The organism is Pseudomonas sp. PDM28, assembly GCF_019219115.1.
Classification (GTDB): domain Bacteria; phylum Pseudomonadota; class Gammaproteobacteria; order Pseudomonadales; family Pseudomonadaceae; genus Aquipseudomonas; species Aquipseudomonas laurylsulfatiphila.
In genome coordinates this window covers 173,020-186,893 of record NZ_JAHUWG010000006.1, presented here as the reverse complement: position 1 = coordinate 186,893, position 13,874 = coordinate 173,020, and the positions used below count along the sequence as shown (strand labels likewise).

Annotated in this window: 14 protein-coding genes and 1 pseudogene; 7 read left to right on the top strand and 8 right to left on the bottom strand. The window is 58.7% G+C overall.

Annotation, left to right across the window (positions count from 1 at the left end):
• Positions 1–144: 144 nt before the first annotated feature.
• A complete protein-coding gene (locus KW841_RS15415; RefSeq protein WP_218477601.1) occupies positions 145–582 on the bottom strand; it encodes a DUF3757 domain-containing protein in 438 nt (145 codons plus the stop codon).
• A gap of 302 nt (positions 583–884) precedes the next feature.
• Entirely contained in the window at positions 885–1,166 is a 282-nt protein-coding gene (locus tag KW841_RS15410) for an HU family DNA-binding protein (RefSeq protein WP_007905514.1), read from the bottom strand.
• A 396-nt stretch (positions 1,167–1,562) separates the two neighbouring features.
• Between KW841_RS15410 and yejK the strand changes: the two genes are divergently transcribed.
• Both yejK and KW841_RS15400 read left to right on the top strand, forming a co-directional pair.
• A complete protein-coding gene (gene yejK / locus KW841_RS15405; protein WP_007972706.1) occupies positions 1,563–2,567 on the top strand; it encodes a nucleoid-associated protein YejK in 1,005 nt (334 codons plus the stop codon).
• Entirely contained in the window at positions 2,567–2,917 is a 351-nt protein-coding gene (locus KW841_RS15400; protein ID WP_218477599.1) for a glutaredoxin family protein, read from the top strand. Before yejK ends, KW841_RS15400 begins: the two co-directional genes overlap by 1 nt.
• A 107-nt stretch (positions 2,918–3,024) precedes the next feature.
• On the opposite strand, the gene KW841_RS15395 is transcribed toward KW841_RS15400, so the two are convergent.
• The 4 genes from KW841_RS15395 to KW841_RS15380 form a co-directional block, all read right to left on the bottom strand.
• A complete protein-coding gene (locus tag KW841_RS15395; RefSeq protein ID WP_218477597.1) occupies positions 3,025–3,960 on the bottom strand; it encodes a glutathione S-transferase family protein in 936 nt (311 codons plus the stop codon).
• A gap of 84 nt (positions 3,961–4,044) precedes the next feature.
• Positions 4,045–4,329 (bottom strand): GIY-YIG nuclease family protein, encoded by a 285-nt coding sequence (locus KW841_RS15390; RefSeq protein ID WP_218477595.1) that lies wholly within the window; start codon positions 4,327–4,329, stop codon positions 4,045–4,047.
• 40 nt (positions 4,330–4,369) lie between these two features.
• Positions 4,370–4,840, bottom strand: coding sequence for a nuclear transport factor 2 family protein (locus KW841_RS15385; protein WP_218477594.1), 471 nt, complete (start codon positions 4,838–4,840; stop codon positions 4,370–4,372).
• Between the two features lie 110 nt (positions 4,841–4,950).
• Positions 4,951–5,574 (bottom strand): response regulator, encoded by a 624-nt coding sequence (locus tag KW841_RS15380; RefSeq protein WP_218477592.1) that lies wholly within the window; start codon positions 5,572–5,574, stop codon positions 4,951–4,953.
• Between the two features lie 357 nt (positions 5,575–5,931).
• Here KW841_RS15380 and KW841_RS15375 point away from each other — a divergent pair, with 357 nt between their 5' ends.
• The 5 genes and pseudogenes from KW841_RS15375 (at position 5,932) to KW841_RS15355 (ending at position 11,860) form a co-directional block, all read left to right on the top strand.
• Positions 5,932–6,648, top strand: coding sequence for a fimbria/pilus chaperone family protein (locus KW841_RS15375; RefSeq protein WP_218477590.1), 717 nt, complete (start codon positions 5,932–5,934; stop codon positions 6,646–6,648).
• 141 nt (positions 6,649–6,789) lie between these two features.
• Positions 6,790–9,258, top strand: coding sequence for a fimbria/pilus outer membrane usher protein (locus KW841_RS15370; protein ID WP_218477589.1), 2,469 nt, complete (start codon positions 6,790–6,792; stop codon positions 9,256–9,258).
• A gap of 10 nt (positions 9,259–9,268) precedes the next feature.
• Positions 9,269–10,410, top strand: a pseudogene (locus KW841_RS15365) (DUF1120 domain-containing protein).
• An 84-nt stretch (positions 10,411–10,494) separates the two neighbouring features.
• On the top strand, positions 10,495–11,118 hold the full coding sequence (locus tag KW841_RS15360) for a DUF1120 domain-containing protein (RefSeq protein ID WP_218477580.1): 624 nt from the start codon (positions 10,495–10,497) through the stop codon (positions 11,116–11,118).
• 91 nt (positions 11,119–11,209) lie between these two features.
• Complete coding sequence (locus tag KW841_RS15355; protein ID WP_218477578.1) at positions 11,210–11,860, top strand: DUF1120 domain-containing protein; 651 nt, start codon at positions 11,210–11,212, stop codon at positions 11,858–11,860.
• 9 nt (positions 11,861–11,869) lie between these two features.
• On the opposite strand, the gene KW841_RS15350 is transcribed toward KW841_RS15355, so the two are convergent.
• Both KW841_RS15350 and KW841_RS15345 read right to left on the bottom strand, forming a co-directional pair.
• Complete coding sequence (locus tag KW841_RS15350; RefSeq protein WP_218477568.1) at positions 11,870–13,174, bottom strand: CynX/NimT family MFS transporter; 1,305 nt, start codon at positions 13,172–13,174, stop codon at positions 11,870–11,872.
• Positions 13,164–13,823 carry a FadR/GntR family transcriptional regulator gene (locus KW841_RS15345; protein WP_007972687.1) on the bottom strand — a complete coding sequence of 220 codons (660 nt, stop codon included), beginning with the start codon at positions 13,821–13,823 and terminating at the stop codon, positions 13,164–13,166. The genes KW841_RS15350 and KW841_RS15345 overlap by 11 nt, the downstream gene beginning before the upstream one ends.
• Positions 13,824–13,874: the final 51 nt, after the last annotated feature.

Here is a 13,874-nt window from a genome sequence, read left to right as displayed (position 1 = left end):
CACAAAAAAGCCGTGCCCGGATGACTCCTGTACACGGCTTTTTAGCAAGCCTAAGCGGTTAGCAATGTCGCTAATATCTATAACCACAAACTGCCTGAGCTTTCCTGGCAACTTCGATAACAAGCAAGTTCAGACACATTCATTTCAGCGTTTTGTTGTACGAACAACTTCTTTGAACGCACAGGCTCGTACCTCCTTGCTATCGCAGTAATACTGACCAAACCATTCCTCCCACGGCCCATTAGTATCAATGCTCACGACAGTTCCCTCTCGCTTGTATCTCATATCCAGTTCCCCTCCATTTTGCAGCATGTAACCGCAACGCAGAATTTCACCGGCCACAGTGCTGATATCGGCCGCTATGCGAGGTGCGAATATCGCCAGTTCGAACTCACCTACCGGCCCACGCCCGGTTTGCGAGACACCGTACCATTCCCCGCTTCCACTTGCTGTCGGGGCTTTATAGGCACCGGCTGCCAACTCCTTGATGTCAGCAGGGCTTGGGCAGTACTCGGTCACATTGGCCAACGCCTGACCGGACACCAGAAATGATACGCACATCAATAACTGTTTAACTTTCATAAAAAACGTCCCTGTAACGAACAACTGAAATTTGGTTTTGGCTTTTACGCAAAGCCGTGCGCTACACCTTATCGATACTACCGACCCAAGGCGCACACTCAACTATCAGTTCTGTAGGAGCGTTCGTTTTATACAAGGAGAAAAGTGTTATTCGGAACAGGCGAGCTATCCCGACGAAACGCGCGGCAACAACCGCCCGCACAAAAAATTATTGCCAAAGTTTACCTTGCGTAAGCTTTTTCAACGCTCATAAAAAAACCGTGCCCGGATTGCTCCGGCGCACGGTTTTTTCTTAACAAGTCTTACTTGTTAACAGCGTCGGTCAGGCCTTTGGCCACAACCAGCTTGATCACTTTCTTGGCAGCGATTTCGATGGCAGCGCCAGTCGAAGGGTTACGGCCAGTGCGGGCAGGACGCTCAGTCACTTTCAGCTTGCCGATACCTGGCAGAGTGATTTCGCCGCCGTTTTCCAGCTGATCGGCAACGATTTGGCCCAGTTGGTCCAGAGCGTTACGCGCGGTGGTTTTCGGCGCGTCGATAGCTTCAGCGATGTCGGCGATCAGTTGGTCTTTAGTAAGAGCCATTTAGTGTTCCTTCCCTATCAAATTCATATGGATTGCAGAGTGCAATGTCAGCCATCGAGCCCGATCTTCTGGATCTGGCACCCTCGGCCAAATAACCTCGGGATCGGGGTTATAGATACCGAAATCAGGGTTTGGTTCGACCTGACAAATGCTGACTGCACGCTTAACGCAGTGACTTCGCGCAAGACCGGGCAAAGCTAGCACACAGACGTGGAAATATCCGCCTCTAGCTACCCATTTGGTCAGCTTTATTGCGCTAAAACAGGAAAAAAACGCATAAGCGCCGTCGGTCGCCTGCCAATTGCCCTTCGCACCGCGCCAAAACCAGTGGTTGCGGTACACTGAGCGCTTTTTCGGGGGAGCACGCCCTCCTCTCCTCATTCAGCCGAGAAGCCCATGCCGATCCGTCATTGCATCGTCCACCTGATCGACAAAAAACCCGACGGCACACCTGCAGTTCTCCACGCCCGTGACTCCGAACTGGCCGAATCCGCGGCCATCGAGAACATGCTCGCCGACCTCAACGAAAGCTATAACGCCAAACAGGGTAAAGCCTGGGGCCTGTTCCATCCGGAATCCGGTGCATTTCCGTTCAGCGGCTGGCTGAAGGAGTACCTCGAGGGCAGCCAGGATTTCACGGCGTTCAGCCGCGTGGCGGTCGAGCACCTGCAAAAACTGATGGAAGAATCGAACCTGTCCGTCGGCGGCCATGTGTTGTTCGCACACTACCAGCAAGGCATGACCGACTACCTGGCCATCGCCCTGCTGCACCACAGCGAAGGCGTGGCCGTGACCGATGAACTGGACGTGACTCCGTCCCGTCACCTGGACCTGGGTCAATTGCACCTGGCAGCGCGGATCAACGTGTCCGAGTGGCAGAACAATAAACAATCCAAGCAGTACATTTCGTTCATCAAAGGCAAGAACGGCAAAAAGGTTTCGGAGTATTTCCGCGACTTCATCGGCTGCCAGGAAGGTGTCGACGGTCCCGGTGAAACCCGCACCCTGCTCAAGGCCTTCAGTGATTTCGTTGAAAGCGAAGACCTGCCGGAAGACGACGCCCGCGAGAAGACCAAGACCCTGGTGGATTACGCCAGCAGCCAGGCCAAGCTCGGTGAGCCGATGGGCCTGGAAGAATTGTCGGGGCTGATCGACGAAGAACGCCCGAAGGCCTTCTACGATCACATTCGCAACAAGGACTACGGACTGTCGCCGGAAATCCCGGCCGATAAACGCACCCTTAACCAGTTCCGCCGGTTCACCGGCCGCGCTGAAGGCCTGTCGATCAGTTTCGAAGCGCACCTGCTGGGTTCGAAGATCGAGTACGACGAAGAAGCCGGCACCCTGATCATCAAGGGCTTACCGACTTCGCTCACCGATCAGCTGAAGCGTCGCAACTGATGCTCGGCGGCGTACTGAAAAAATTCCTGCTGATCCTGCTGGTGGTCGTGGTCTACCAGAACTGGGGCAAGATCGAGCGGGTGTTCAACCCTTCGCAAGTGGTGCCAGCACAGACGCAGGCCCGGGCCAACGTCGTGCTCTACGCCACCGAATGGTGTGGTTACTGCAAGCTGACCCGGCGCTTTCTCGATCAGAAAGGCATTCCGTACAAGGAGTTCGATATCGAGAAAGATGCCGTCGCGCGCAAGGACTACCAGGCCTTGGGTGGCGGAGGGATTCCGATCATCGATGTGAACGGAACCCTGATTCGCGGGTATGACCCGGATGCGATTCTGGCGGCATTGAGATAACCCTGTAGGAGCGAGCTTGCTCGCGAAAAAACCATGGACGCCGCTGGGCATCCGGTTTTACGCGTGATCGCTCACGATCTTCGCGAGCAAGCTCGCTCCTACAGAGGTCAGATGGCCTCGATACGGAATCCAAACCGCGGGAAGTGCACATGCACCACGCCGCCACGCTCGTCCTTGCGCCGTAAGATCAATTCTTCGCTGCCGGCAAACAGCAGCTCTCCCGCGACCGGATCAACGCCATAGTCCGTGGCCGCGATCACCACCTGCTGGCCCACCGTGAATCCGTTGGGATCGACGAACTGCTCATCCGGCAATGCCGCTGGTGTGGAACTGCGCGCCACCTCCAGTGCCTCTTCGGACGTCATCTCGCTGGAGGCCCCATGACCAAAGCCCAATACCCGAGAGTGCCACGCATTGACTGCCGGATAAGCCTCGACCAGCGGAGCCGTCACCGGTGTGGCCTTGAGGAACCAGAGGCAATGGGCCAGGGCAAAGTCGGCAATCGAAGGTTCACCAAACAGGAAATCACCCTCTTCACGCTGCAACTGCAGCTCCAGCCGCGACATGATCGTTGGCCACTGATGCCTGGCCTGTTCGGCAGACAATTTTGTCGCGCTACCACCACTGAACAAACCGGCACGGTCGGCCAGAAACGCCTTGATCGCTTCCGGCGATAAATTGCCAAAGCGCACCGCTATCGATTCCGGCTGGAACACCAGGCTGACCGCGTGCTGGAACACAACAGAGTCGGCCCAGGCTGCAAAGGACGCGGTGATCATTTCCTGACCTTCCGGAAAGAATGCCGGCAAGGCTTTTTCCTGTTCCAGTCGCCGGGCAATCAATGCCGTATCGCAATAAATATCTGCACCGACCTGCAAAACCGGTGTCTTGCGGTAGCCACCGGTCAACGCCGTAAGGTCCGGTTTGGGCATCACTGGCGAGATCTTCACCGAGCGCCATGACAAGCCCTTGAAGCCCAGCAGCAGGCGGGCCTTCTCGGCAAAGAGGGACGTCGGGTAATGATGCAGAATCAACTCGGACATGCTCGGCTCCGCCGCACAAATTAGGAATCCGCAGCTTAGCGCGCAATCGGTTGGCAGCCTACAGATGTGCCTGATGGGAGCCGATCAGCCAGATTGATAAGACGCGACCAGACATTCCTTGGCGCTTTTGCGCAGTTTCTTGATCAGCCGTTCCTGGCGCAGCGCTTCGCTTTTGTCGCGACAACGTTCGGTGTAGACCAGTGCCATGGCCGGGCTGGACAGAAAGAACCGTGCACCCTTGCCACTTTGATGCTTGGCGAAGCGGCGCACGGGATCATCGCTGACCCCGCAATACAGCGAGCCATTGGCCGCGCGAACGAGGTAGACGAACCAGGGCTTGCTGACGGGAGACTCGCTTGGGGTGGTCACGGTACGATCAAGGCTTGAAAGGAAACGAGCCGCGATCTTATCAGCGACCGGCCTGAAATGCCTTCAGCCCCTTCAATGCCTGGGCGCGAACGGCGTTGCGCACCAGTGGCGTCCAGCCCAGCAGCAGACCTTTGAAACCCAAGGCCTGACGTGACCAGGTCCAGAGATCAAAGCTGTCGTGATGTTCGCAGATCCTGCCGTCACGGAAGATAAAACGCGCCTGGATGTCGTTGACCACGGTGTTGCCGGTCTGGCTGAACAGGTAGGTTGCCACCCAATGGGCACCACCGGTGCGCCCGTCGGCGTGAACATGATCGAAGGTCAGGGAAAAATCCTTGGCTCGAGTAGTCAGCATGCGCCACATGTCACCGGCATCACGACCGTGAAGCTCACCGAACGCCGGGTCACTGAACACCACGTCATCGGTGTAGCAAGCCGCCATGGCTTCGGCATCCAGGCGCTGGAAAGCCTGGTAGAAACGGGTGATCAAGGCGCTATGGGCTTCACTCATCTGCGGGTTCCCCTGGGTTTGCATAATGATTTCGAAAGAGTGCCCGCACGATAGTCTGCAAATGCATCAAACACTATCGGCATTCACGACGAAAATAACGCGATGACTATTCAGGTCATTCCGCAGTCCCGAGCGTAGGAAAAAAGATCAACGTCCGTGGAAATACCTAACCGGTGCATGGCCATTTTCTTTTGTTTACTGATGGTCGACACGCTGCGATTGAAGTGAACGGCGATTTCGCTGACGGTCATGCCACTGGCGAGCATTCGGACAACTTCGTGCTCCTTGGCTGACAAGGGTGATTCGTGAAACGGATCGCGGGTATTATCCAACAGTGTGCGCAGGGACTTGCTGAGGTAATGGCGCCCTTCCTGCACCGCATTGATTGCCAGGGGCAACTCCGCCGCCGATGCGGTTTTGGCGACGATGGCCATTACCCCTTGCGCCAGTGCAGCCCTTGCCGTCACCACACTGGTAAACATGGTCACCAGAATGATCGGCAAGGTCGGGTAATGACGCTGAATCGCACTCAACATTTTCAAGCCATCGGCCTGCTGCCCTCCCGGCATGGAAAAGTCGGTGATCAGCAGTTCGCAGGGCGTACTTGAAAGCAGATTCATCAAGTTGTCGACACTGTCGGCCTCGCCGACGATCACGCATCGTCGACTGGCGTTGATGAGTATGCGCAGCCCGACACGAACGACGGAATGGTCGTCAGCAATAACGACTCGCATTGTGGGATACCTCCTGCTTGTGGCGCAAAAACGCGGAAAGTAGCGCCGTTCCTGCCCCTTCCACAACGCCTCGAAAACCCCTCTGACGTCGCGCGCCCAATGTATTCAATGGGCTAACTCTTTGCCCATCCAACAAACAGATGGTTCCTACATTACAGCGCGCTGAAGACTACGCAGGAGGACTACAACTAAAAGAGTCCTCTTAGAAAACGCTGCGTAGTCCGCAACACTCTTTCATACACGCCTGCTCTCTTTTCGTATTAGTTGCATACCACCCAGTGACTTCGACCGATAGATTGAATCCTGCCCGCACCACCCCGGCATTTACTTTTTACGAAACGCTCAACGAGACACGTCATGACGATGTTTTCAACAATCACACGCCGCCTGCTCAACTCAGGCATCGGCACACTCGCTCTCCTGCTGACCGTACAGGCCCAGGCCGATGGCATGGTGCCGAATACTTCCGTTGTCATCGTCAACGAAGCTGATGGCGAAGCGTCCGTTACAGTCACCAACACTGACTCCACGCTGGCCTTGATGCATGTCACCATCGAAGACATCCCCGAGGACACCGAGCCCCTGGCATTTGTCACACCACCGCTGGCGCGCGTCGAAGCGTCGAAAACACAATTGGTTCGGTTCATTCTTCAAGCGGACAAACCCTTGCTCACCCAGCGTCTGAAGCGGGTGATCTTCGAAGGCATTCCCCAAGCCAAACCTGCAGTCGAAGCCGGACATGCCCGCGTGGGTGTGACAGTGCGCCAGAATCTGCCGCTGATCCTTCACCCCAAAGGCCTGGCGCCTAATCGCACGCCCTGGACCGACCTGCAATGGTCGTTGAAGGGCGCGCAACTGACCGTGCGCAACGATACGCCCTACGTGGTACGCCTGGGCCAGGAAGTGACCTTGTTACCTTCTGCCGGCAACGTCCTGCTACCTAAAACCTATGTATTGCCCGGTGAACACATCAGTGTTCCGGTTCCATCAAGTGCCGCCACGCAAGTGCGTTTTCAGCCGGCCACCGTCTACGGCTTCAGCGTGCCTCACCATGAGGCGCCCATCAAACCCTGAACCACAACCACTCCACAGCGCCCCCCCTGAAGAACAGTGAGCGCTGATGATTCAAGGCGACGGCCCTCTAGCCATTGCCAAGAGCGTGTCTGAAGCCAGAGCAAAACAGGCGAGCACGCCGACCTCACCCAAGCGAATCCGATGAACACAGCATTAATTTACCGTGATGGCGAAGCCGTGCCCGCCATTCAAGCCGCTGCTCGCCCTCCTCTGTTACGCCGGCCGGCCCCGCTGGCGCTGCTGCTGACCAATGCGTTGATGATACTCAACGCCCAAGGAGATGTTTCCTTGCCTACTTCGTTCGACAAAAACACGTTGCTGCTGCGAGGCATTGACCCAGCGCTGGCCACGTCGCTGATGCAAGCGCCGCGATTCACGGCCGGAAAGCACCCGGTCACCCTCACGGTCAATGGCCAGCACCATGGTCGAGTAGACGTAAGATTCAACCGCGAGGGAGCGTTGTGCTTCGATCGCACCCTGCTTGATGCGGCCAGCCTGAAGGTGCCAAGTGGGCTGCTGGGTGACAGCCAGTGCCACGATTTTCTCGGCACCTCGCCGCAGACTGTCATCGAACAGGATCCGGCGAACCTTGCCTTGGCATTGATCGTGCCCACCGACGCAATACGTTCCACTGCTCGGGATTTTTCCGGCTATCGAACCGGCGGCTTCGCCAGCCTGCTCAATTACGACGTCACCGGTCTGCACAGCCGTTTTGGCGATCGATCGAATCGCTACGCAGCGGCCAACACCGAACTCGGTTTCAACGCCGGGGACTGGATCGTTCGCAGTCGCCAGGTACAGAGCTGGCAGGACGACCGTTCTCGAACGACTCATATCGCCGCGTATGCCCAGCGCACGTTCGTCAGCCAGGAGGCCGTGCTGCAAGTGGGTCAGATCAACCTCTATAACCCGGTTCTCGCCGGCGCGCAGATCACCGGGGTGCAGATACTCAATGAGCACGCCTTGCAGATGGAAGGACAAAACGCCGTCATCGAAGGCATTGCCCATAGCCAGGCGCAGGTCGAGATTCGGCAGAACGGTTCGCTGATTCATTCGACGGTGGTTCCCGCCGGCCCGTTTGCCTTGAATAACGTGCGCCGCCTCAACAGCCGCTCCGATGTGCACGTCACGGTCAGGGAGGCCGATGGCAGCGAGCGCAGCTTTACCATTTCCGCGGCAATGCTCGGCATCGACTTGCCGGCGCCCGGTTATTCTCTAGCGGCTGGCCAGGTCCGCAGTACAGGCGCCGAACAGGGTGATGACCCCTGGGTGATCAGTGGCGGCTGGAGCGCTGCAATCGCTCCGCAAGCACTGTTCAGTGCAGGCCTGACTGGCGCGGCCGACTACCGCGCGGCAGGTGTCGGCGTGGGTCTGCTGCCCTCGCCCGGCACCCAGGTTCAAGCCACACTGACAGCTGCTGACGCCACTGGCAGCAAAGCCAGTCAGGGACTTCAAGCTGACCTTAACGTCACCCACCGCTTGAGCGATCAATGGGCGCTCAATGGAGGAAGCGCCTATCGAACCTTTGGTTACCGTGAGCTGGAAGATACGGTGTTCGACCGCACCTCCGACTTCAGTCAATCCCGTTACCGCGACCAACAAAGCGCCAGCCTCTCCTGGTCGCATCCCTGGCTCGGCGCTTTCAGTGGTGGTTTGAGCCGGTCAAGCACGTTTGACGGCCAAAGCAGCAGCCGCGCCATCGCCTCCTGGGGCACCCGCATTGCCAGTGTGTCGGTATCGACGACCGCCGAATGGCAGATCAGCGGCATGAACCGCGCAGACAACAGTGTTTACCTGAGTCTAAGCATCCCTTTGGGGGAGAACCGCCGGGCGCATACCTGGGTGCGCAGTTCGGCTGGCGAATCCCGCAGCGGTGTGGGCTTGAGTGAGCAGATCGGCGATCAACTGGCGTATCGGGTCGGCGTCGAACGGGACACGCGCGACAGGCAGGTGCAGTCCACCGCCGGTGTTTCGCTGCTGCCGCGCTACACCCAACTGGACCTGAATTACACCCGCGCCGATGCCGAGCGCTCCAGCTATCAGGCCAGCGCCCGAGGCGGTGCCGTGCTGCACGGTGGTGGCCTGACGCTGTCGCCTTACCCGGTGAGCGACACTTTTGCACTGCTCTCGGTCGGTGACATGGGCGCCATCAAGGTAACGACGCCCAGCGGCCCGGTCTGGACCGACTGGCAAGGTCAGGCAGTGATCCCGCAAGTGGCGGCTTACGGCCGCAGCAAGGTGGAAGTCGACCCCAAAAGCCTGCCTCGCAACGTCGACATCCACAACGGGTTGGCGATGATTACTGCCGGTCGCGGTGCCGTCGACAGCGTCGAGTTCGGCATCAGCCTCACCCGTCGGGCATTGCTCAAGGTCACCACCGCCAACGGCGCGCCCTTGCCGCGCGGCGCCGCGGTGAACACCGCGGATGGCGAATTCATCACCCTGGTGCAGGACGGCGGCCTGGTGTTCCTGCCAAACGCCCTTGACTCCCGCACGTTGCGGGTCACCGCGCCGGGGTTGGAGCGCTGCGAACTGAGCTTCGAATTGCCCCAGGACGTCGATCCCCAGGCGTACTACGAAACCGCCCCCGCCAAGTGCCGAGCCCTATGAGGAGGACTTCATGAATCTATCCGGTTATTGGCTGCCTACCCTCGCGTCCCTGGCAGTGAGCGGATTCACTTCGCTCGCCTCGGCGTCGGCTGACGACTGCCAATTCAACCTGAGCCAGCCCTTGCTCGATTACGGACTGATGAATCGGGCGCTTCGCCCTGATTCGGCACCGGAGCGAAACCTGGGCCAGCGTCAGCTGAGTCTGAGCCTGAACTGCTCACATCCCACCGACATGAGCCTGTTTTATCGGGCCCTGGCCGCGACCGCCGAACGTTTTCACTTTGCTGAACGCGGCAGCTATCAGATCCGTATTCGCGAAGCGGTGCTGGATGGTCAATCAGTAGCGATCGGGTTGATTGCCGGAGTCGGTCAATCGCCCGCAGAAACGGCGTCGAGCCTGATCTGGCGACCGGCGCACGGGATCGTTCCCGTACTCGCTGGCATGCCATTACAGGGCCGTCAATTCTCGGCGCAGCTTGAGCTGACTGCGTGGGTTCAAGAGCGCGGGCTGCAAGTGCGCGACGCGGTCACCTGGCAGGCCTCCGGTGTATTTGATGCCGTGGCTATCGGGCGCACCCGGAGATTACTTTGCGTGCCCGTTTCGCTCCGGCGGCTTGTGAGCCGACGCTGTCCGACGGTGGCGTGGTCGACTTCGGCACGCTGTCCAGAAACGACCTGAACACTGACACAAGCACTCGCCTGCCGCCCAAGTCCCTGACGTTGAGTGTCAATTGCGATGCGCCCACCGCATTCGCCCTGACCATGCACGACAACCGCTCAGGCTCGGCGACGGTCAGCAGCGAAAGTACCTACGGCCTGGGCACCGACTACCGCAACAACAAGATCGGCCTGTATTCAGTGAGCGTCGAACCCACCGGCGCCAGGGCCGACAGTTTTGCCAGGCTCTTTCAAACCCACTCCACTAGCGGTGGCGTGGCCTGGAATACGTCCAGCATCAACGCGCGCTCAATCGGAACAACCAGTTACCTGGGCTTTACCGACACCGTCGGCACTAGCTCGGGCCCGATCCCGATCCAGAACCTCAGCACCACCTTGACCGTCGACGCCGTCATTGCACCGACCAGCAGCCTGGACTTGAGCAGCGCCATCGAGCTCGATGGCGCGGGGACGATCGAGATTATCTATTTGTAACACCCAACCCAATCCTGCTGGAAACGGGGCGAAACAGGCCTCTCGGACTAGCCAGGAAAACAACCACAGAAGTGAGTTAAAAAAATGAAAAAGTACTTTGCAGCACTTTCAACCACCGCACTGATCTGCGTCGCACCGCATGCCCTTGCGGCGTCGAATACTCCCCTGACAGTCACAGGCAGCATCACGCCGGCCGCGTGTGATATCAACTTGAGTCGTGGGGGGATTGTCGACATCGGCACGAGATCGGTGAATGACCTTCATCCCACTAACAACACCTTGCTGAATTCAACAAAGATGCAACTGACCATGACGTGTAGTGAATCGATGCTTTTCATGCTGAACCCAATCGATCTCAGGCCAGGTACTGCAGCAGGAATAGGCGATTACTTTGGAGTGGGATTGACCCCTGACAATGAAAAACTCGGCTTCTTTGATATAAAGATCAATGAATCCAAGGCAGATACAACCCAAGTACAGGCGATTGGCTCTTCTGATGGCGGGGCAACCTGGGTCAAACAAGACCGCATCATGAAAGACAAACAGTCATCGGTTGCCGCTTTGAGTGATCACTCCACGCGGATTGAAGTCAAGGATCTCACCATGGACCTGGAAATCGACACCTACATTGCCGCCGCCAACTCCTTGACCATAGACAACGAAATCCCTATCGACGGCCTCGCAACGATTGAGGTTTGGTACAAGTAAAGTCATGACGCTGAACCGCTCGCAGCGTCAGCGAACGTGAGCGGTTCAGCGCCTGCAAGGACAACCCACTCAAATGAATGAGCATCCATGGATGAAAAATCACTTCGCAGCACTCTCGCTCACCGGGTTGATTGGCCTGGCGCCTCATGCCCTATCCGCGTCGGCCGATAAATTGACCGTCAAAGGCCTCATCACCCCACTGGCCTGCACACCCAGCCTGTCCAACAGCGGCCTCGTGGAATTCGGAAAAATCCCCCGGCGAGATCTGAATGTCGATAAGCGCACGCGGCTGCGTGACCAGGCACTCGACTTCAGCATCCAGTGCTCGGCCCCCGGCCGCTTCGCCCTGCGAATGCGTGACGACCGCGAGGGCTCGGCCATCACCGACAGTCAGATTTATTACGGTCTGAACTACGACGGCAGCGGCAACAAAATCGGCTTGTACAAATTGAATTTCAATCCTGAAAATACGGTCGTGGACGACCTGTCGCAGGTCTTTAGCACCGATTCGACCACCGGTGGCGCGGCCTGGAGTACATCGAGCAACCGCGCCATACCCATTGCTGCCAGGAGCTATCTGGGCTTCACCGACAGAGCAGGAAGCAATGCCGGCCCGATCGCCATCCGCCATCTGACAAGCCGGGTCATCGTCGAAACCGTTATCGCGCCAACCTCCGAGCTGGACCTGAGCACCGATGTACAAATCGATGGCTCGGCGACGCTGGAGATTGTTTACCTGTAGCGCTGTACTTCAGACTTTCTCGCTTTGTACCTGAACGTACAGCGAACGGCCAGCACCCAGACCGGCGATGATCGCCCCCAGGCCGATGACGCCGAAGATCCAGCCCACCGCCGTCCAGCCACCGGTCCAGTCATGCACGAGACCGACCGCGAACGGCCCCATGGACGCCAGGGTGTAACCGAAACCCTGGGCCATGCTCGACAGGTTCGCCGCCACGTGGGAGTCCCGCGAGCGCAGCACGATCAGGGTCAAGGCCAGGCTGAACGTGGCGCCCTGCCCCAGCCCCAGCACGATCGCCCAGCCCCACAAACCTTCGATCGGCGCATACAGGCAACCGAACAGACCGCCGAGAGTCAGGACCATCACGATCACGATCGCCAGGCGCTGGTCCTTGCCACGTGTAGCCAGCCATGGCGCGGCGAGTGAGCTGACCAGTTGCACGATCACCGAACCCGACAGCACCAGCCCGGCCTGGGTCGGGGTCAGGCCGCGACCGATCAGGATCGACGGCAACCAGCCGAACACGATGTAGGCCAGGGACGATTGCAGGCCCATGTACAAGGTCACCTGCCAGGCCAGCGGATCGCGCAGCAAGCCTCGAACGCGGTAGGCAACATTGTGCGCGCCGTGTTGCTGGCTGACTTGCGGCAGCCAGAACAGCGCTGCCGCCAATGCCGGAATAACCCAGAAGCCGAGGCCCAGCGCCCAGCTGTTGTCGAAGTGCTCACTCAGCGGCACGGTCGCACCCGCCGCCATCGCCGCGCCCAGGCACAGAGCCATGGTGTAGACACCGGTCATGGTCCCGGCCTGTTTCGGGAAATCGCGCTTGACGATGCCTGGCAGCAACACACCAATCACGCCGATGCTGGCACCGGCCAGCACACTGCCTGCAAACAGGCCGATCCCACCGAATGAACTGCGCAGGATGATCCCGCCAGCCAGCGTCAGAAGAATGCCCAGCACCACCCGCTCAGCCCCAAAGCGTCTGGCCAGCAGCGGTGCCAAGGGCGCAAACAGGCCAAGGCACAGCACCGGCAACGTGGTCAGCAATCCTGCCGCAGACGCCGACAAGCCGAGGGACTTCGAGACCTCGCTGAGCATCGGCGCCATGCTCGACAGCGCCGGGCGCAGGTTCAGCGCCACCAGAATCAGGCCCAGCAGCAACAACCACGGCCGGCGCAGAACCGGGTGGGTTTGCTGAACCTGTTCGTCATCAGCCTCGGCGTCGATCAGCAGCTCTTCCAGCTCTGCCGAACGTTTTGCGCCTGTGGATAAATCGCTGCGCGGTATCGACTTCTCGGTTTCAAGGTTCATTGATCAACTGCCTCGACAAGGATTTGGCCCGCTCCGGATCGCGTTGTTCGACGGCATCGAGCAATTCGATATGCAGGTCGAACACTTCCTGGCGGCGCGGAACGATGCTCAGGGTCTGGCGCAACTGTGCGCCGACGATGCTGGAGAAATAGCGATACAACTCGCTGAGGGTCGGGTTATGCGCGGCGTCCACCAGACGGCGGTGGAACACCAGATCGCAGGCAATGTAGGTGTCGAGATCGCCATGGTAGTGACTGCCGCTGACACCCAGCGCCTCGCGCAATGCCACCAGGTCTTCATCGGTGCGGCGCATGGCTGCCAGGCCGATGGCCTCGACTTCAAGGATGTGCCGGGTTTCCCGGGCCTGCTCAAGGGAGCAACGGGACAGCGCCTTCAGGGTATCGAGCGGATCGACCACCGCCCGCAGGTAACTGCCGTCGCCCTGGCGGATTTCGATCAACCCGGAAAACGCCAACACGCGCATGGCTTCACGCACGGTGTTGCGGCTGATGCCCAGTTCCGCCGACAACTCGGGCTCGGTGGGCAATCGCTGGCCAACGACCCAGATGCCCTGGTTGATACGCTGGCGCAGTTGGTCCAGGGCCTGATCGACCAGGGATCGTTTTACCAATGGAGAGATTTCTGACATGGAATTCGCCCTCTCATCCAATCATAGGATGAATTTTCTGACATGTTAGTC

Coding starts and splice junctions, on each gene's coding strand:
- KW841_RS15380 (WP_218477592.1), bottom strand. CDS start 5,574: ATGCGAGTCGTTATTGCTGACGACCATTCCGTCGTTCGTGTCGGGCTG.
- KW841_RS15415 (WP_218477601.1), bottom strand. CDS start 582: ATGAAAGTTAAACAGTTATTGATGTGCGTATCATTTCTGGTGTCCGGT.
- KW841_RS15395 (WP_218477597.1), bottom strand. CDS start 3,960: ATGTCCGAGTTGATTCTGCATCATTACCCGACGTCCCTCTTTGCCGAG.
- KW841_RS15345 (WP_007972687.1), bottom strand. CDS start 13,823: ATGTCAGAAATCTCTCCATTGGTAAAACGATCCCTGGTCGATCAGGCC.
- KW841_RS15400 (WP_218477599.1), top strand. CDS start 2,567: ATGCTCGGCGGCGTACTGAAAAAATTCCTGCTGATCCTGCTGGTGGTC.
- KW841_RS15370 (WP_218477589.1), top strand. CDS start 6,790: ATGAACACAGCATTAATTTACCGTGATGGCGAAGCCGTGCCCGCCATT.
- KW841_RS15355 (WP_218477578.1), top strand. CDS start 11,210: ATGAAAAATCACTTCGCAGCACTCTCGCTCACCGGGTTGATTGGCCTG.
- KW841_RS15360 (WP_218477580.1), top strand. CDS start 10,495: ATGAAAAAGTACTTTGCAGCACTTTCAACCACCGCACTGATCTGCGTC.
- KW841_RS15375 (WP_218477590.1), top strand. CDS start 5,932: ATGACGATGTTTTCAACAATCACACGCCGCCTGCTCAACTCAGGCATC.
- KW841_RS15410 (WP_007905514.1), bottom strand. CDS start 1,166: ATGGCTCTTACTAAAGACCAACTGATCGCCGACATCGCTGAAGCTATC.
- yejK (WP_007972706.1), top strand. CDS start 1,563: ATGCCGATCCGTCATTGCATCGTCCACCTGATCGACAAAAAACCCGAC.
- KW841_RS15350 (WP_218477568.1), bottom strand. CDS start 13,174: ATGAACCTTGAAACCGAGAAGTCGATACCGCGCAGCGATTTATCCACA.
- KW841_RS15385 (WP_218477594.1), bottom strand. CDS start 4,840: ATGAGTGAAGCCCATAGCGCCTTGATCACCCGTTTCTACCAGGCTTTC.